The organism is Paenalcaligenes hominis, assembly GCF_011927625.1.
GTDB lineage: Bacteria > Pseudomonadota > Gammaproteobacteria > Burkholderiales > Burkholderiaceae_B > Paenalcaligenes > Paenalcaligenes hominis.
Window position 1 is genome coordinate 83038 of sequence record NZ_JAATIZ010000002.1, and the last position, 17716, is coordinate 100753.

The following is a 17716-nucleotide window of genomic DNA, read 5'->3' on the forward strand; positions in this document are numbered from 1 at the left end:
TTATTATGAAAAAAGTAAGTGTGGAATGCCGTAATATCCGATTAGCCTACGGTAACAATGAAGTCCTTAAAGACATCAATCTAGTTATTGAACCTGGCGAATTTTTTGCCTTGCTCGGCCCCTCCGGCTCAGGCAAATCAACCTTGTTGCGCTTAATTGCTGGCTTTAATCAGCACAACTCCGGTCAGCTTCTCGTCGATGGTAAAGACATCAGCAATGTGCCTCCGCATAAGCGTAATATTGGCATGGTGTTTCAAAGCTATGCCCTGTGGCCTCATATGACGGTGTGGGATAACGTGGCGTTTGGTTTAGTTGAACGTCGCACCCCTAAAGCAGAAATTCAAAAAAAGGTACAAGCGGCGCTGGAAATGGTCGGCTTAGAGAGCTTTTCTAAACGTCGACCTAATGAGCTTTCAGGTGGGCAACAGCAGCGTGTGGCACTCGCACGTACGATCGTGATTGAACCCCAAGTGTTACTCTTAGACGAGCCCTTATCGAACTTAGATCAAAAATTGCGGGTGCAAATGCGCCAAGATCTGCTTTCGTTGCAACGCCGTTTAGGTATTACCACCATTTTTGTGACGCACGACCAAGAGGAGGCCATGACGACCGCTGATCGCATGGCCGTTATGGATCAGGGCGTAGTACAACAAGTCGGTACCCCGGCGAATTTATTCGATTATCCGTGTAATCGGTTTGTGGCAAACTTTGTAGGCACCATGAACATGCTTGACGGGCAAGTCATTGAACGCACCGCTAACGCCATTAGCTTGCAAGTTGATGGCATTGGTACCATAAAGCTTCCAATATTGGACGATGATGCGGTACCTCAACAGACCCAATTAGCGGCTAGCTTTAGGCCTCATACCGTGCAGCTTGATAGCGGGAACACAACCAAAGGCAACGATGCGCGCTATATTTGGATACCCGGCAATGTGATCCGCAGTGAGTTTTTAGGTGAATTTACACGCTATGAAATTCAATGCGGAGAAAAAGTCATTACCGCCGACCAATCGCACTACTCAGGGTTACCTCAACATACCGTCGGGGCGCCTGTGTCTATTGGCATTGAACCAACTCAAGTGCGTTTACTCCCCCTTTAAGCATGGAAATCAATCAACTCAAAGCCTTCGTTACCGTTGCCAAACTCAATAATTTGACTCGGGCAGCGGAGGCTTTGTGTTTGACACAGCCGGCTGTCACAGCACAAATTAAAGCCCTCGAGCAAAGCTTAGGCTTAGCTTTATTCGAGCGCTCTACACGTAAAATGACAGTCAGTAAAGCAGGTGAACACCTGTTACCTACGGCCGAGCAGCTGCTTGCCTTAGCTACCCAAATCCGCTCTACGGCTTCTGATTTACAAGGCGAACTAAGTGGCCAGTTACGTCTAGGGATACCCAGCGAGCATTTAGACTTTTTGCGCTTGGGCGAACTCATTCATCGCCTAGCTGAAAGCTTACCGTTAATCGAGCTACAGACGGTGGTTTTGCCAACTGATACACTTATAGAACAGGTATCAATTGGCCAGCTCCAAGCCGCTTTTGCAATTAGTTCGTACCCACCCCAAGACATTTTCTGGTTACCCATACGTAGCGTTAGCTTTAGAATTGCGGTTCCCTTGACTCTGTATCCCCAGCTGACTCTAGGCGGGTGGCAAGAGCTCGCGCAAATGCCGTGGCTAGATGGCCCATTAGGTAGTCATATTCATGTACTACTGCGCGAGCTGTTCGAGCGGCGTGGTCTAAGCCCTCGCATTATTATGCATAGCGAAAGCACGGCCCATTTCGATGCCTTAGTACGTGCCGGTGCAGGTTGCGCGCTGATTCGTGAGGAAATTGCGCTTCAGGGCGTACAGAAAAAGCATTTCGCCATTTGGGGCCATACCAAAGCCGATGCTATTTTAAGTTTTATTAGCGCTAATGAAACCTCACAAACGCCTTTAATTATTGCGTTGGTGTCGATGCTAACAGAAATCTGGGCATTAGACCCCTCGTTTACTGCTTTTTAATATAAGTGATATGAAAACTGAAATTTGGCTTATTCGTCATGGTGAGACCGACTGGAACGCCCAACAACGACTACAAGGCTGGATTGATATTCCCTTAAACGCAACGGGCAAGCAACAGGCTCTAGCCGTGCGTCGCTATATTCAACACCAACAGTTACGGGTAGATCATGTGATCAGCAGCGATCTCTGTCGTGCTGCGGAAACAGCTCAAATTGCGTTTGAACTACCCGCGAATGCGATTACTCAATACAGCAGCTTGCGCGAACGGAACTACGGGATTTACGAAGGTGAGCTTTGGCAAAAACTCATTGCTATCGACGGCCAAGCTCAACCTAAGCTCAATCTACGCGAACCCACCTTAGAGGTGCCCCAAGGGGAAAGCCTGACCGTATTTAATGATCGTATTATTGCTGCCTTTCACGAGCTAGCGGACCAATACGCGGGCAGGAAATTGGCGGTGGTTGCCCACGGTGGCGTCATTGATATTGTTTGGCGCCACTTGTATCAGGTCGACTTACTCAGTCAGCGCCCTCACCCTATTTTAAATGCCAGTGTTAATCACTTTGCAATTTCATCTCACGCACCCTGGCAAGCTATCCAATGGGCACAACATGCCCATTTGGACACCGCCTTAGATGACGTAGGAATTTAATCTTTTAACGCGATCTATAGGCAACAAAAAGGCACACCCAAGGGTGTGCCTTTTTTAGACTGTACCGTCGCTTGTTTTACGAAGCGCTGTGCATGTCTTGAAGTGAATACACACGTAAGCCTTCGCCATGACGTAAGTACTGTAGACCTTCTACGGCGGCTAGAGCCCCTGCTATAGTCGTGTAGTAAGCCAAGTTAGCTGCCAATGCATGCGTACGAATAGTACGTGAATCTGTAATGGCATTGCGGCGTTCTTCGACGGTATTGATCACTAACGAAATTTCACCGTTTTTGATCATATCCACGATATGAGGACGCCCTTCTGTCACTTTGTTAACGGCTTTTACGGCTAAACCAGCGGCTTGGATTGCGGCCGCTGTACCGCGTGTAGCAACCACATTAAAGCCTAAGTCGATCAAGCCACGCGCCACTTCAACCGCTTGAGCTTTGTCGCTGTCACGCACGCTGATAAAGGCGTTGCCTGATTTAGGCAAGTTAACGCTAGCAGCCATTTGTGACTTAACAAAGGCTTCACCAAAGCTGCGACCTACACCCATTACCTCGCCGGTGGATTTCATCTCTGGGCCTAAGATCGTATCCACACCAGGGAATTTAACAAAGGGGAAAACCGCCTCTTTTACGGCATAAAAGCCTTCTTTGGCTTGCGCAGAAAAGTCGAGATCCGCAATTTTTTGACCGGCCATAACACGCGCAGCCAATTTGGCCATTTGCAAGCCGGTAGCTTTGGATACAAACGGCACAGTACGAGAAGCACGTGGATTAACCTCGAGTACGTAAACGTCATCGTCTTGGATGGCAAACTGAACATTCATTAAGCCTTTTACATTCAAGGCCTTAGCCATGAGTGCCGTTTGACGACGAATTTCCTCTACGACCTCTGTGGTTAAGGAGTAAGGAGGCAAACTGCAAGCCGAGTCACCTGAGTGAACCCCAGCTTGTTCAATATGCTCCATTACACCACCGACAAACACATCGGTACCGTCTGAAATACAATCCACATCGACTTCGGTAGCGTTGTTGAGGAAGTGATCCAACAACACTGGGGAATCGTTACTGACTTTAACGGCTTCGCGCATATAGCGTTCGAGGTCGGCTTGCTCGTGGACGATTTCCATTGCGCGACCACCTAGCACATAGCTAGGTCGAACTACCAATGGATAGCCAATTTCAGAGGCCAAAGCTAACGCCTCGCCTTCGGTACGCGCAGTGCGGTTTGGTGGCTGACGTAAACCTAATTTGTTGAGAAGTTTTTGGAAACGCTCTCGGTCTTCGGCCACATCAATGGACTCGGGGCTGGTACCAATAATAGGTACACCGTTTGCCTCGAGCGCACGAGCTAGTTTCAGTGGAGTTTGGCCACCGTATTGCACAATCATGCCAACCGGCTTTTCTACATGCACAATTTCAAGCACGTCCTCGAGGGTAAGCGGCTCGAAATACAAACGGTCAGAGGTGTCGTAGTCGGTAGAAACGGTTTCTGGGTTGCAGTTCACCATAATGGTTTCAAACCCATCATCGCGTAATGCCATTGCCGCATGCACACAACAGTAATCGAACTCAATCCCTTGGCCGATACGGTTAGGGCCACCACCCAATACAATAATTTTTTTGCGGTCAGTGGGCTGGGCTTCGCACTCTTCCTCGTAAGTCGAGTACATATAGGCCGTATCTGTAGAGAATTCGGCTGCACAGGTATCAACGCGCTTGTAGACCGGACGTACATTGAGTTGATGACGCAACTTGCGTACTTCGGACTCGACGGTATCTAACAAGAACGCCAAGCGGCGATCGGAAAAACCACGACGTTTTAGACCAAATAAGGTATCACGGTCTAAGTCGGCTAGCGTTTTTTGCTCTAGCGCCAATTCGATCTTGACGATTTCCTCGATTTGAGCCAAAAACCACGGGTCGATTTTGGTGATTTGATGGACATCATCGAGGCTCATGCCTTGGGCAAAGGCATCCCCTACATACCAAATACGCTCAGGACCAGGCTCGCCCAGCTCGATCTGTAACTTTTCACGGTCGGTGGTCATTTGATTGAGACCATCGACGCCAACCTCTAGACCACGCAGGGCTTTTTGGAAGGACTCTTGGAAGGTACGACCCATAGCCATGACTTCACCCACTGATTTCATCTGCGTGGTTAAGCGTGAGTTGGCTTGAGGGAATTTCTCGAAAGCGAAACGAGGAATTTTGGTGACTACGTAGTCGATGGATGGCTCGAATGAGGCCGGTGTAGCCCCACCCGTGATTTCATTTTGTAGCTCATCTAGCGTATAGCCAACCGCTAAACGTGCAGCAATTTTTGCAATAGGGAAACCGGTGGCTTTGGACGCCAATGCAGAAGAGCGCGACACACGTGGGTTCATCTCGATGACGATCATGCGACCATTATCTGGATTCACTGCAAACTGTACGTTAGACCCCCCTGTGCTAACCCCAATTTCACGTAACACCGCAATTGAGGCATTACGCATAATTTGATATTCACGATCGGTTAGGGTTTGGGCAGGGGCTACCGTAATGGAGTCGCCGGTGTGCACACCCATCGGGTCTAAGTTTTCAATGGAGCAGACAATAATGCAGTTATCTGCACTATCGCGTACGACTTCCATTTCGTACTCTTTCCAACCGAGTAAGGACTCTTCGATAAGCAATTCGCTAGTAGGAGATGCCTCGAGACCACGGCGGCAAATTTCCTCGAACTCTTCCATGTTGTAAGCAATACCACCGCCGGTGCCGCCTAAAGTAAAGCTAGGGCGAATAACGACAGGGAAACCAGAAGAGTTAATTTCCTCGGCTATTTGACGCTGTACCGCCCAGGCTTCATCCATGGTGTGGGCAACACCCGATTTGGCTGACTCTAGACCAATTTTGGTCATTGCGTCTTTAAACTTCAGACGGTCTTCGGCTTTATCAATGGCTTCGGCATTGGCACCAATCATTTCGACGTTGTACTTTTCCAGTACACCTTGAGCCGCTAGCTCGAGAGCACAGTTCAACGCTGTTTGACCACCCATAGTAGGTAATAAGGCATCGGGACGTTCACGCTCGATGATTTTCTCTACGGCTTGCCAAGTGATGGGCTCGATGTAGGTGACATCGGCCGTATCGGGGTCGGTCATGATGGTAGCAGGGTTGCTGTTGACTAAAATCGTACGGTAACCCTCGGCTTTTAAGGCCTTGCATGCTTGGGCTCCGGAATAGTCAAACTCGCACGCCTGTCCGATAATGATGGGACCGGCTCCGATAATAAGAATACTTTTTATATCTGTACGCTTAGGCATAATATTCAGTCTGGCAATTAAGCCTGTTTGTTAGCAATAAGGCTAATGAATTGATCAAATAAAGCAGTCATATCACGTGGGCCTGGGGTGGCTTCAGGGTGGCCCTGGAAACCAAATGCAGGACGATCCGTGAAAGCTAAGCCTTGTAAGGTGCCATCAAATAAAGACACATGCGTTACACGTACATTTTCAGGTAGGGTATTGGCATCAATAGCAAAACCGTGGTTTTGGCTAGTGATATAAACACGGCCTGTTTCTAACTGCTGTACTGGGTGATTAGCACCATGATGACCTGTTTTCATCTTGACACTGCTAGCGCCTGCGGCTAACCCTAAGAGCTGATGCCCCAAACAAAGACCAAATACAGGGATTTTTTGCTCGAGGAAGGTCTGGGTAGCGGCGATGGCGTAATCGCATGCGGCGGGATCGCCTGGGCCATTTGATAAAAACACGCCATCTGGGTTGAGTGCTAGGACGTCTTCGGCACGGGTTTGAGCGGGAACAACGGTGATTTTGCAGCCGCGATCGGCTAACAAACGTAAGATGTTATTTTTCACACCAAAATCATACGCAACCACATGGTGTGCATCCGCAGCAGGAGTGATTTCGCTAAAGCCAGTACCTAGCTGCCAAGAGCTTTGGGTCCAGTTTTTAGCTGTGGGTAGGCTAACCTCTTTGACTAAATCTACCCCCTCTAGACCGGCAAAAGAATGGGCCAGTTCAATGGCCCGATCAACATCTTCACCGACTAGAATACAAGCGCTTTGAGCGCCTTTTTCGCGAAGAATTCGCGTCAGTTTTCGGGTATCAATACCCGCAATAGCCACAACGCCTTGTTGAGCTAAATAGTCTGGCAACGACTGAGTGGAACGAAAATTGGATACGCGTAAAGCGCAATCACGAACAACTAACCCAGAAGCCTGCACACCAGATGACTCAGCGTCCTCGGGATTTACCCCAGTATTTCCAATGTGTGGATAAGTTAGTGTTACGATTTGACCTTTATAGCTAGGGTCAGTGAGAATTTCTTGGTAGCCCGTCATGGACGTATTAAATACGATCTCGGCTACAGCATACCCCTCGGCGCCTATGGAATAACCTTTAAAAACGGTCCCATCGGCAAGGGCTAGGATCGCACTTGAGCTAGCATTGGACTCGTCAGGAAAAAGAGACGGCAGCACGTTTAAACCCCGGTTCATAATTTACAAATAAAACTTAACGATTATACCCTGACTACACTAAGGCATAAAGCACATATCGTTCAGTAGCAACATTGCCACATAGAATATAAATGTAGTCTACATTAACCCGTACATCTTGTTTTGCTTTTTTGGTTCAAAATCTATGACAACCTTGCTTGAATCCCTACGCCAGTTCACAACTGTAGTAGCAGACACAGGAGACTTTGAGTCCATACGGGCTTTTCGTCCTACCGATGCGACCACTAACCCGTCGCTAATCCTGAATGCAGTGCAACAGCCTGCCTATCAACATTTAGTAAAAGATACCCTTTTACAAAATCCTAAAGCCAACGCATCCGAGCTTAACGATGCGTTGCTAGTGGCGTTTGGTACAGCAATTTTATCTATTGTTCCTGGGCGTGTTTCTACGGAAATTGATGCGCGCTTATCCTTTGACACCCAAGCCAGTATCGAGCGCGCTCGTCATATCATTCAGCAATATGAACGCGCTGGCATCGATCGTCAGCGCGTATTGATTAAGCTAGCTGCAACCTGGGAAGGTATTCAGGCGGCCAAACAACTAGAAAGCGAAGGCATTCATTGCAATCTTACGCTTTTATTTAGCTTGCCTCAGGCAGTGGCCTGCGCTCAGGCTAAAGTCACCCTTATTTCGCCTTTTGTAGGACGTATTTACGACTGGCATAAAAAAGCAGCGGGTTCTGATTGGGACGAAGCGCGCTACGCTAACGCCAATGACCCCGGCGTCCAGTCAGTCAAGCAAATTTATGACTACTTTAAAGCCTATGATTTAAAAACGGAAATCATGGGCGCTAGCTTCAGAAACATAGGTCAAATCATAGCGTTGGCTGGTTGCGATTTACTAACGATTAGCCCAACACTATTGGATCAATTGGCGACGACGCAGGGCACCGTAGAAAAAGCCTTAGATATTGAAAACGCTAAAGCCCATGCCCCCGAATGGCATGCCAATAACGAGGTAACCTTCCGCACGGATCTGAATGCCAATGCAATGGCCACAGAAAAGCTAGCCGAAGGCATTCGTCTCTTTATTCGCGACGCCATCACCTTAGACCAACTGATCCAAGACACCAAACACCAGTTGAATGCTGCCTAGCTGCTTTTAACTGATGCACCAGTTCAACAAACCTAAAAAGGGTTGCGCATGGATGCCAACCTTTTTTAGGTGCTGCGTCGCTCCATAAGCGCCCATGCTATGGTGCTAGCATCTACGTACTCCAGCTCGCTGCCGGCAGGGACACCGCGTGCTAAACGCGTCATTGTTACCCCATGGATACGTAAATACTCAGCTAAGTGATGAGCCGTGGTTTCGCCTTCGGCGGTGTAATTCGTAGCCAGAATGACTTCGCGCACCTCTGCCTCAGAAGCCCGTTGTGCAATACGTTGAAACTGCAAATCTTTAGGGCCTACCCCTTCGAGGGGTGCAAGCCGCCCCATCAACACATAATACAAGCCATGATAACTGTGACTGGCTTCAATCATGTTTTGATCAGCAGGCGTTTCTACAATGCATAATTGGCTGTGGTCGCGTTGTGGGTTGGCACAAGTATGGCAAATTTCCGTTTCAGAAAAACCATTGCAACGTTGACAATGCATAAGCGTGCTGACAGCATGGTCTAACGCCTGACTAAGCGCTTGGGCCCCAACCACATCGTTTTGCAAGACGTGGTAGGCCATACGGCGTGCGGTACGCTCGCCCACACCAGGCAGGCGTCTGAATGCGTCAATCAAGTCACGTAGTGGCGCGGGCTCAGGTAAAACTGGGTTGGTCATTTAAAAAGGAAATGACATGCCGGGAGGCAACGGCAACCCTGCTGTAAGCGCTGACATTTTTTCTTGAGACGTGCTTTCTGCTTTGCGCAGCGCATCGTTAAACGCAGCCGCCACGAGATCTTCGAGCATTTCTTTATCGTCTTCAAGTAAAGAAGGATCAATAGTGACGCGACGCACATCGTTGCGGCAGGTCATGGTGATTTTAACCAAGCCACCGCCAGCAGCCCCTTCGACTTCAATATTGCCCAGTTCCTCTTGAGCTTTTTTCACGTTTTCTTGCATTTGCTGGGCTTGACGCATTAAGCCTGCAATTTGACCTTTCATCATAATGTAACTGTCCTAATAAAGTGGATGCGATGCGAGAAACCGCACCAGGTTTGACTATTTGGCTCGAACAGAGCCTGCCAATAGCTGCGCATCAAACTGCTCAATGAGCGCTAGTATAAACGGGTTTTCTTGCGCATCAAGTTCTGCCTCGTGTTGGCGCTGCGCACGCTGCGCCTCGGCCACAGCAAAGGCAGTGTCATCACCGGTAGAGCCATAATCAATTTGTAAACGTAATACTTGACCAAAGTGCTCGTTTAACACGGTGTTAATCCGAGCTTTAGCTTGACTGTCGTCTGCAGAGCGAATGGCAGCACGCAACACCACATGGTGCCCATCACACTCGATCCATTCAGTTTGCTGTGCTAGTTCGGCGGCCCAGCCAGACAAGGGCAGCTTTGGTGCTAAATCGACCCACTGGGCGCGAGTTATCTGCTCGGGCTTAGGGACGGCTGGGGATGCTAAATCTAAAGCGGCTACGGCTTGTTGTACGGCATCTTCTATTTGGGGGATAGTGGCACCGTTTTCAATATCCCCCGCGGGAAAATCCTCGGCGTCGTCGTCACTGTGGGGGATCCCCCCGTAGTCCTCTTCGGTAAAAGGAGGCTCCTCGTCATACACAGGGGGATCTAAGGCAGCATCCGTTGGGGCCGCAGCTAACGGGTCGGCTTCAGTTGAGCGAGACGCAGCAATTTCGGCAGCAGGCTGAGCCTGAGTGGTAGGAGCCTCGTCTTCCCAAGGAGGCGTGTCGTCTACCTCGGGGGCCCGCAAAGCCTGACCGCCCCGCTCTATGATGGGTGGCTGGATACCTTCGCGTGCACTTGTATTATCAAAGTCAGACTCGTAAGGGGACGCCACCGCCGCGGAGGTAGTGCTGCCCGTTGGGGCGGCGGGTGTAGGCGCCGAGGTGGACTCTGGTGCGTTTGCCGCAGACGTTGATGCTAGTGTTGATGTTGATTTTGCTGTTGATGCTGGTGTTGCTGCCGGTTGCTCAGAGGACGCTGCTCTCTGTGCTGACGCGGGCTTAGTTGCCGGTACTGCAGCGGGCACAACGGGCTTAGGAGCAGCCACTGGAGTAGTGGCGTGGTCTGAATGATGAGACACAGAAGGCACCGTTTCCGTCTGAGCATGGGGCTGAGGTGTATGTGGTAAGCTGCCAGCCGGGGTCAGCGCAAACAAACGCATACACGCCATCACAAAGCCGGCGTACTCGTCGGGCGCTAAACGCAACTCGTCTCGGCTGTGTATCACCACTGAATAATACAGTTGCACATGATCAGGGGATAACTGAAGCGCTAGCTGTTGAATAGCATCACGCTGTGGCTCGTCTGGTGGCAAAGCACCTGGAACACGTTGTTGAATAGCAATACGCGATAACAAGACGGCTAAATCAGCTAATGCGCCCCCAAAAGACAGGCCTCGTAACAGCATGTCGTCAGCAAGCGCTATGAGGCGGTCGCCCTGCCCATCAATTAAGGCCTGCAGTAACTGAATGAGGTGGGACTGATCAATAGTACCCAGCATGCCTTGTACAGCTTCGGTCCCAACAGACCCCGCACTGTAAGCAATAGCTTGGTCAGTCAACGACAAGGCGTCACGCATCGAACCTTGGGCTGCTTGGGCTAATAAGCGCAACGCCGGTGCCTCTGCGGGAATGGCTTCTTCGTGCAGAATGTCTGTTAGGTGTGACTCGATCGCCGGCACCGTCATTTGCTTGAGATTAAATTGCAAACAACGCGATAGAACAGTCACCGGTATTTTTTGTGGATCGGTGGTTGCCAGAATGAACTTCACATGCGCAGGCGGTTCCTCGAGGGTTTTTAACATGGCATTAAACGCATGCCCGGTCAACATGTGCACCTCGTCAATCATGTAAACCTTATAACGCGCCGCGCTAGGTGCGTATACCGCTTGCTCGAGCAGCTGCGTCATTTCATCTACCCCACGGTTCGAGGCGGCATCAAGCTCGACGTAATCAACAAAACGCCCTTGATCAATTTCAGTGCAAGCTCGACATTCACCACACGGTTGTGCGCTTACGCCTTGCTCGCAGTTTAAGGCCTTGGCCAAAATGCGAGATAAAGTGGTCTTACCTACGCCACGGGTGCCGGTAAAGAGCCACGCATGATGCAAGCGTTGGGTGTCTAAAGCATGTGTCAAAGCGCGTACTACGTGCTCTTGGCCAATTAAGGTATCGAACGAGCGCGGACGCCATTTGCGAGCCAGTACCTGATATGTCATGAAGGAGTGCAATTCGGTGAAAAAAAGAAAGCCACAAGGCTAGTCAAGTGTACCGGATTTGAGGTAGATGCGGGAAGTGGATGTGAAACCCAAAAGAAGAGGTGAGCCTGGCTTCGGCACTAGTTCGAGACAGCTGTGGCTGCTTCGTTCCCGACCTGACCAGGTTGGCTGTTGAACCATGCGAAGGGGCTCACCAGAAATAAGTATACCACTAAATTTCGCACCAGAGGTCGGCTCGAGGAAAATAAAGTGCTGCTTGCGCTTGTCGACCATCAAACGCTGTGACTTGGTCACAATAACGCCGTAGCTGTGCAGCATAGCGTTCTTTCATTACGGTTAAAAAGTCTGCATCGGACTGACCGGGGTGAGGCTGTCCAGTTTTAAAGTCCACAATTAACCATTGGTCTTCTTGAGAAATCGCTAAATCAATAATCGATACTCGACCTTCGGCGTCTAGTAAGGTCCATTCTCTGTAAGCTTTAGCCACGTCTAATAGCCACTGACCTTTAGTGCTGGACAATGTGCGCAGCAGTGTGTCACGAATCACCGCAACGGCTTCATCCACTTCGTTTAAGGCAAAACCAGCGCGCAGTAATTGACGCCGCATTACCCCTGTGCTGGCCTCGATCCGGTCGCTTCCCCAAGCGGCTCTGCCCTCGCGTCCGATACGCTCTAACCACGCATGCGCTACGGTACCAATTGCCGCCTCTTTAAAAGGCTCTTCGTTCCATTGCCAATGATTAGAACCGCTAGGCACATGACGTGGTCTAACATAGGGCAATTCAGTAAGCTGCTGCACCCGCACAAGCTGATGATGAGGCGCGGTACCGCGACGATGCGCTGCGACGGGGGCGATCTCGGGTGTGGCGGCATTAAACGCGGCTTCAACCTGCGGCCACAGCAGGTGCAACAAAGAACGTGAACGCACTACAAGCTCTTCTTTAACCACATTTTGCTCTACTACTCCTACCAAATGCAGTTGATGACGCGCTCGGGTCACAGCCACATACAACAAACGCTGCATTTCAAACTCAGCGCGCTTTTTTTCACGGTCGGCAATAAATAGGCTTAGTGGATCGCGCTGTGGGGCATCACTGGCTTTGACCATGCCCACATACAAACGCCCGTGGCTTTGCTCTATACCTAGTAACGGTTCTTTGTCGCGCGCGGCATCTCGGTTTAAGTCATACAAAATCACCGACTCAAACTCAAGCCCTTTTGATTTGTGGATGGTCATGACCTCGACCGCTTGAGTGGCGTTTTGTGCCACCGCAAAAAGTCGTTGGATTTTTTCTTCAAAAACATCCAAGTCTAAGTCGCCGTACGGTGCCAATTGCTCAAGCAAACGAAACACATTTTCTGCATCGGCTTTTTCATTTGGGCTGCCATAGATTTGTTCGCCGCCTAAGCGTAACCAACAATGCTCTACACAGGCAGCAAAGGGCAATGCCCCGCTTTGTTGCGAACGATCTAAAAGCACGTTTGCCACATGTTGCAAACGTTCCCATTCATCCGCCTCCCACTGCTGCGGATCCGCCTCTTCTATCAAATGAGGAATGGTTGCGGTGCGATGATGACCACAAAGCCGATGTAAGCTGGTTAAACGTAAACCACAAAGCGGTGCCCGTAATAATGACAACCACGCCAAGCGGTCGCCCGGGTGTTTAAGCGCACGTACCAACTGCACAATATCTTGAACCACGGGCCTAGAGTGCAAGCTATCGATATCTACAGCTTTGGTGGGAATACCTGCCTGTTGCAAGGCTTGAATTAAAGGACCAAGATGAGTACGTGCTCGAACTAATACTGCCACCGGTTTAGCACTGTCCTTAAACTGCGCTAAAGCGGTTTGACACAGTGCGATAACCCGCTGTTGCGCCGCCTCTCGTGCCTGCTCCGCATTCATCACCCCTTCTTGGTGGCGTTGATAAATGAAGGGATGCACTTGAACAATGGACTGCTCTTTTTCCTCATGAAATGCTTCAGAGGGGTTGTAGGTCACCGCGCCTAGCTCGGAGTCGGGCTGGAGAGGAAATAAATGGGCGCCTAACTCGTTAACCCAGTGCACCAAGTTTGCAGCAGATCGGAAATTATTAGTCAACGCCACGGCGCGTAATTCGACATCGCCTAACCGCTGCTCGCGTTGAACTTGCAGGAACAATCCCACCTCGGCTTTACGAAACCGATAAATGGATTGCATAGGGTCACCGACCAAAAAGACCGTTCGCCCATCCTCTGCCGTCCAACCTGAAGTTAAGCGCTCTAAGAGTCTAATTTGATTCAAGCTGGTGTCTTGAAACTCGTCCACTAGTAAATGACTAATACTGCGGTCTAAGCGCAATAAGAGTTCTGATGGTTGTTGCTCATAGCCCAACGCATCCAGCGCGCGCTGTGCGATTTCAATAAAATCCACCTGACCGCTTTCTATAAACGCTAAGCGCAACTCGGCTACCGCCAGTAGTAACGTTCGTGTTAATTGTTCAAGCAACTGCGTTTGAGCTGTACTGTAATCGGCTTGTAAATGCTGGATAGCCAGTAAGGGCTCCAGCCAAGGAGCCGTGTCATCATAGGTCGCTGCCCAGTCTTTCATACGTTGATTCAGATTGGCATTACCCCCTGCCGGAAAACCGCACGTTTTTGAGATACCGCGGGGTTTGCGTGGCACACGAGGCGGCGTAGACGTTAACAAAAAGTCAATGAGACCTTGCCAACGTGTCACGTGCTCTGGTATGGGTAATAACGGATCTGCCGCAGTCCAATCAGCTAAAGCCGGATAGCCTTTTTTGCCCTCTGCCAATAAATTGTGGTGGGCATACACCGCACAGTCCCTGAGCTCGTCTTGCCAGCCTAAGGGTAAGGCATTCTCTAAACGCTCTAATTGCTCTACTACCAAATCCTCTAAATAGGTCTGCAATTGGTCAATAGAGCCCGCACGACTTAGGGTAGGTAACCACTGGTCGCGGATGGCAAGCATATTAACTAATAAAGCCTCGACATCGACTAAGTTAACCCCTAAGTGCTTGATCACTTGCGCCACATCGGGCTCTTGATCCGCACGCGCTATCGTGTGTCGGGCGGCTTGTAAATATAGGGCATCCGCTTGGTCTGAGACCTCGGGGACCCCTCCTAGCCCACTGAGCACAGGCATAGCTCTAACCAAATGGGCGCACAATGAGTCAATGGTACGAATACTAAGGCGTGCTGGGTGCTCAAGTAAATTCCAACCTTGTTGCGTATCGTGTGCTAATGCCGCACGTGCTAAATGCCAACTTTGTTTTTTATAGGCTTCTTCTGGCTCGGGCTGTTGAGCAGCCTGCAGCTTTTCAATCACACGAGCATGCATTTCGGCCGCCGCTGCACGTGTAAACGTAATAGCAACAATTTCCTCTGGCTTTTGCACTAAGGCCAATAAAGCCAAGATACGATCTGTTAATAATTCGGTTTTACCTGAGCCTGCAGGGGCTTGCACTAAAAAAGATCGCGTTGGATTGACCGCCGCCTCTCGAATTAAATAATCACTCGGCTTCGTCAAGCTCATCCCACACCTCTTGATTTAAACGTAAAAACGGTACGACATCGCAATACATCAAGTCGTCTAATGCATAATACTGATTACGTGCCACACCCTGTAAGAACTCATCACGCATTGCCCACACATGCTCAATTAAATGCTGCTCAAACTCAGCCCAACTGCTAAAACACTCATCAAACTTTTTCTGATCGGTTTGCGTGAGGAGCTCGGGGTCGTGGCTAAAACCGCCTAATACCGCCTCGTAGTGTAAGAAACCAAAACCTAGCGCAGCTACGGTTTTATCTTGTTGTGTGAGTAACGCCGCGTAAATAGGCAATTGCAACTCAATTGGCCGTTCTCGCAACCAGGCCACATAACGTTTATGCGCCACACTGGCCTTGTAATCCATTAAAACTAGGCGTCCATCGTTTAGCTCGTCAATACGGTCTATGCGCATCCTAGTATTAAAATCTGGCAGGGCGTGCTCTTGCTCTAAAGCTCGCACACAAAAGGGGGAGCGTGTACGTTCGAGCTCAAACCAAGTGGTTAATACACCCAGCGCGCGCTCAATCTCTAACTGGCGAATAACGAGCGGCATTTTAGCCAGCTCCTCTAGGGCAGCTTGTTCTACAGCCAGTTGAATCCAAGTAGAGATGGTTTGCTGTATGAACGCTTGCTCTAAACCGGTGGAATCCTTGGGCTCAATACTTAACCACACAAGCTCCAAGGCACGATGTAGGAAATTGCCACGCCATAATCGAATCGCCCGAGTGTCCTCGTAAGAAGGCAATGCTTGAGTATGTAAACGGTACTGCACAAAAGCCCATAACGGATTACGCGCTTGCTTATCGAGTACGCCACTGCCCCCAAAAATGGTGTGGCCTGGTTCTAGCGGTGGACCTTGTTCATCAAGCAGACGCTCTAGAGCTGGCGGGTGCTCAACGGGTTGGGCTAATGGGTCAAGCTCGGCCTTAACAGGCAATGACTCAATTAATGGACTCGGTCGCAATAGTTGGCCATTGTCTTGTTCAGCATGGCTAAAAATCAATGTCGGTGCTGCTTGATGGAGTACCTCGCACAGTTGATAAGCCCATTGCAATTCGCGCTCTGGCGTAGAACGTGGCGCTTGGGCTTGGCGTAAAACCTGATAAGGAATAAAGGGATTCGGTTTTGGGATAGCAGGTAATACCTCATCCGTGGTTCCGATCACCCAAATCCCATCCCAATGCCCCCCTTCCGCCTCTAACGGACCTAAAATGTCTAAACGCGTACCGGTTTCACGTTGCGGTTGAAAGAGGGTTTCATGCAAATAGCGCTCTAACATGGCAACGACTTGAGCAAAAGAAGGCGCTCCAAACACGGGCGCTAAGCGTGAAAACAGACCTAAGCGCTGCTCAAAGGTTTGCATTGTTTGATAAGCATGACTATCTAAGGTCTGCTCGCCAGGAAAACCCAAGGCTTGTAAGGCAGCACGGATAGGAGTTATCCACAGCGCTGGTGCTAAGCGAGCATCTTGATGTTGAATGCATTGCACTGCCTCCTGCCAGGCTGGCCCTAGCTGTTCAAATTGGGCTAAGGCTATGTCCACATCGGCACTGTTTAAGAAAACTGTCTGCTGTTGACGCCATTTCACATCGAGCTGGACCCGTAGATGGCGTTCGGAGCGGTCCCCTTTGCAGTATCCTTGCAAGAGCGCTTGACCCAACGTTTGACAACGCACGCGCCCTTGTTGATATTGCGCTAATACGCGTAACCAAGCCAATGCAGCGCGAACTAAAGGCCACTGACTTAAGGGGCGGCCTACAGCGACGTTCCATTTAAACCCCGGGCATAAGTCTGACTGAGGCGCGAGCTCATGAGCCAATACGCGATGCACATGCGGCACCTGCTTTTGCAAATCAAACGCCACTATGGCGTAGCATCCCTGTGGATTATCACGCAATTGCTGGGCAGCCCACTGAGCGGCCAAACGCCACTCTGCCTCTGGTGTGGGCGCTAACACTCGTTGTGCCTGAGCAGGCGGTCGCACCTCGTCACAAAAGGTATAGAGTTTCACGCCTTGATGTTGAAGCCCACGAATTAAACGGCTCATCCGTTGCGACATATCATGAAAGCCCACTAACACCACATTTTTCCACGGTGGCTGATACCAAGCTTGCTCAATAGCAACTACTACTCGTTCCGCAGCACGATTTTGATCATCTAAATCGTGCTCTTCTAAGTACTGTTTATAGGCTTCGCGCCATACTGCAAATCGCTGTGAGTCTGCTGTGTGTTCCTGAGGCTCTATAGCCAGCGACCATTCATCCATCAGCAGGTCAGCATCGTCCGCTAATTTTGCCGCTTGGGCCACATCAATCAACCATGCTTTTTCTTCTTCTTGGTTGTAAATGATTTGCTCCCATACGTTAAGACTGCTAAAACTGTCTAAAAGATAGGACGCAGGGACGTAATCATCAAAAAAACTAAGATCATCGTTTGCCTGTCTTAACCACGCCGATAAAGGCATAATGTCAGGGACAGCAATGGCCTTTTTTTGACCACGTAAGCTTTGCTGCAAATCAGATAATATGCGACGAGCAAAACGGTTGTTTACAGTAAGTACCAGCGTTTCTTCGCTTTGTAGCTGAAGTAACTCGGTACAATCTAATTGGGCGTACATACAACGCATCTCCTT

General features: G+C 49.8%; 11 protein-coding genes and 1 other RNA gene. 4 read left to right on the forward strand and 8 right to left on the reverse strand.

Going from position 1 to position 17716, the window contains the following annotated elements; all coding sequences use genetic code 11:
• Positions 1-5: 5 nt before the first annotated feature.
• Genes GGR41_RS04440 through GGR41_RS04450 form a run of 3 tightly spaced genes read left to right on the forward strand, consistent with a single transcriptional unit; the run spans position 6 to position 2660 of the window.
• The gene (locus GGR41_RS04440; protein WP_167660846.1) at positions 6-1103 is read left to right on the forward strand and encodes an ABC transporter ATP-binding protein; all 1098 of its coding nucleotides are present in this window, start codon (positions 6-8) and stop codon (positions 1101-1103) included.
• Positions 1104-1105: 2 nt separating this feature from the next.
• Positions 1106-2008 (forward strand): LysR family transcriptional regulator, encoded by a 903-nt coding sequence (locus GGR41_RS04445; RefSeq protein ID WP_167660847.1) that lies wholly within the window; start codon positions 1106-1108, stop codon positions 2006-2008.
• A gap of 10 nt (positions 2009-2018) precedes the next feature.
• Positions 2019-2660 (forward strand): histidine phosphatase family protein, encoded by a 642-nt coding sequence (locus GGR41_RS04450; RefSeq protein ID WP_167660848.1) that lies wholly within the window; start codon positions 2019-2021, stop codon positions 2658-2660.
• A 76-nt stretch (positions 2661-2736) separates the two neighbouring features.
• Here GGR41_RS04450 and carB read toward each other — a convergent pair whose 3' ends face one another.
• Positions 2737-5970: a carbamoyl-phosphate synthase large subunit gene (carB, locus tag GGR41_RS04455; RefSeq protein WP_167660849.1), complete on the reverse strand. Its 3234-nt coding sequence runs from the start codon at positions 5968-5970 to the stop codon at positions 2737-2739.
• Between the two features lie 17 nt (positions 5971-5987).
• Complete coding sequence (gene carA, locus GGR41_RS04460; RefSeq protein ID WP_167661249.1) at positions 5988-7151, reverse strand: glutamine-hydrolyzing carbamoyl-phosphate synthase small subunit; 1164 nt, start codon at positions 7149-7151, stop codon at positions 5988-5990.
• A 163-nt stretch (positions 7152-7314) separates the two neighbouring features.
• Between carA and tal the strand changes: the two genes are divergently transcribed.
• Positions 7315-8286 (forward strand): transaldolase, encoded by a 972-nt coding sequence (tal, locus tag GGR41_RS04465; RefSeq protein WP_167660850.1) that lies wholly within the window; start codon positions 7315-7317, stop codon positions 8284-8286.
• Between the two features lie 65 nt (positions 8287-8351).
• Here tal and recR read toward each other — a convergent pair whose 3' ends face one another.
• The 6 genes from recR to GGR41_RS04495 all read right to left on the reverse strand — a co-directional run bounded on the left by recR (position 8352) and on the right by GGR41_RS04495 (position 17701).
• Complete coding sequence (recR, locus tag GGR41_RS04470) at positions 8352-8963, reverse strand: recombination mediator RecR (protein ID WP_167660851.1); 612 nt, start codon at positions 8961-8963, stop codon at positions 8352-8354.
• Positions 8964-9290 (reverse strand): YbaB/EbfC family nucleoid-associated protein, encoded by a 327-nt coding sequence (locus GGR41_RS04475; RefSeq protein WP_167660852.1) that lies wholly within the window; start codon positions 9288-9290, stop codon positions 8964-8966.
• A 54-nt stretch (positions 9291-9344) separates the two neighbouring features.
• Positions 9345-11528: a DNA polymerase III subunit gamma/tau gene (locus tag GGR41_RS04480; RefSeq protein WP_167660853.1), complete on the reverse strand. Its 2184-nt coding sequence runs from the start codon at positions 11526-11528 to the stop codon at positions 9345-9347.
• A gap of 97 nt (positions 11529-11625) precedes the next feature.
• An RNA gene (gene ffs / locus GGR41_RS04485) (signal recognition particle sRNA small type) lies at positions 11626-11723 on the reverse strand.
• A 16-nt stretch (positions 11724-11739) separates the two neighbouring features.
• A complete protein-coding gene (locus tag GGR41_RS04490) occupies positions 11740-15066 on the reverse strand; it encodes a UvrD-helicase domain-containing protein (RefSeq protein WP_167660854.1) in 3327 nt (1108 codons plus the stop codon).
• The gene (locus GGR41_RS04495) at positions 15044-17701 is read right to left on the reverse strand and encodes a PD-(D/E)XK nuclease family protein (protein WP_167660855.1); all 2658 of its coding nucleotides are present in this window, start codon (positions 17699-17701) and stop codon (positions 15044-15046) included. The genes GGR41_RS04490 and GGR41_RS04495 overlap by 23 nt, the downstream gene beginning before the upstream one ends.
• Between the last annotated feature and the right edge of the window lie 15 nt (positions 17702-17716).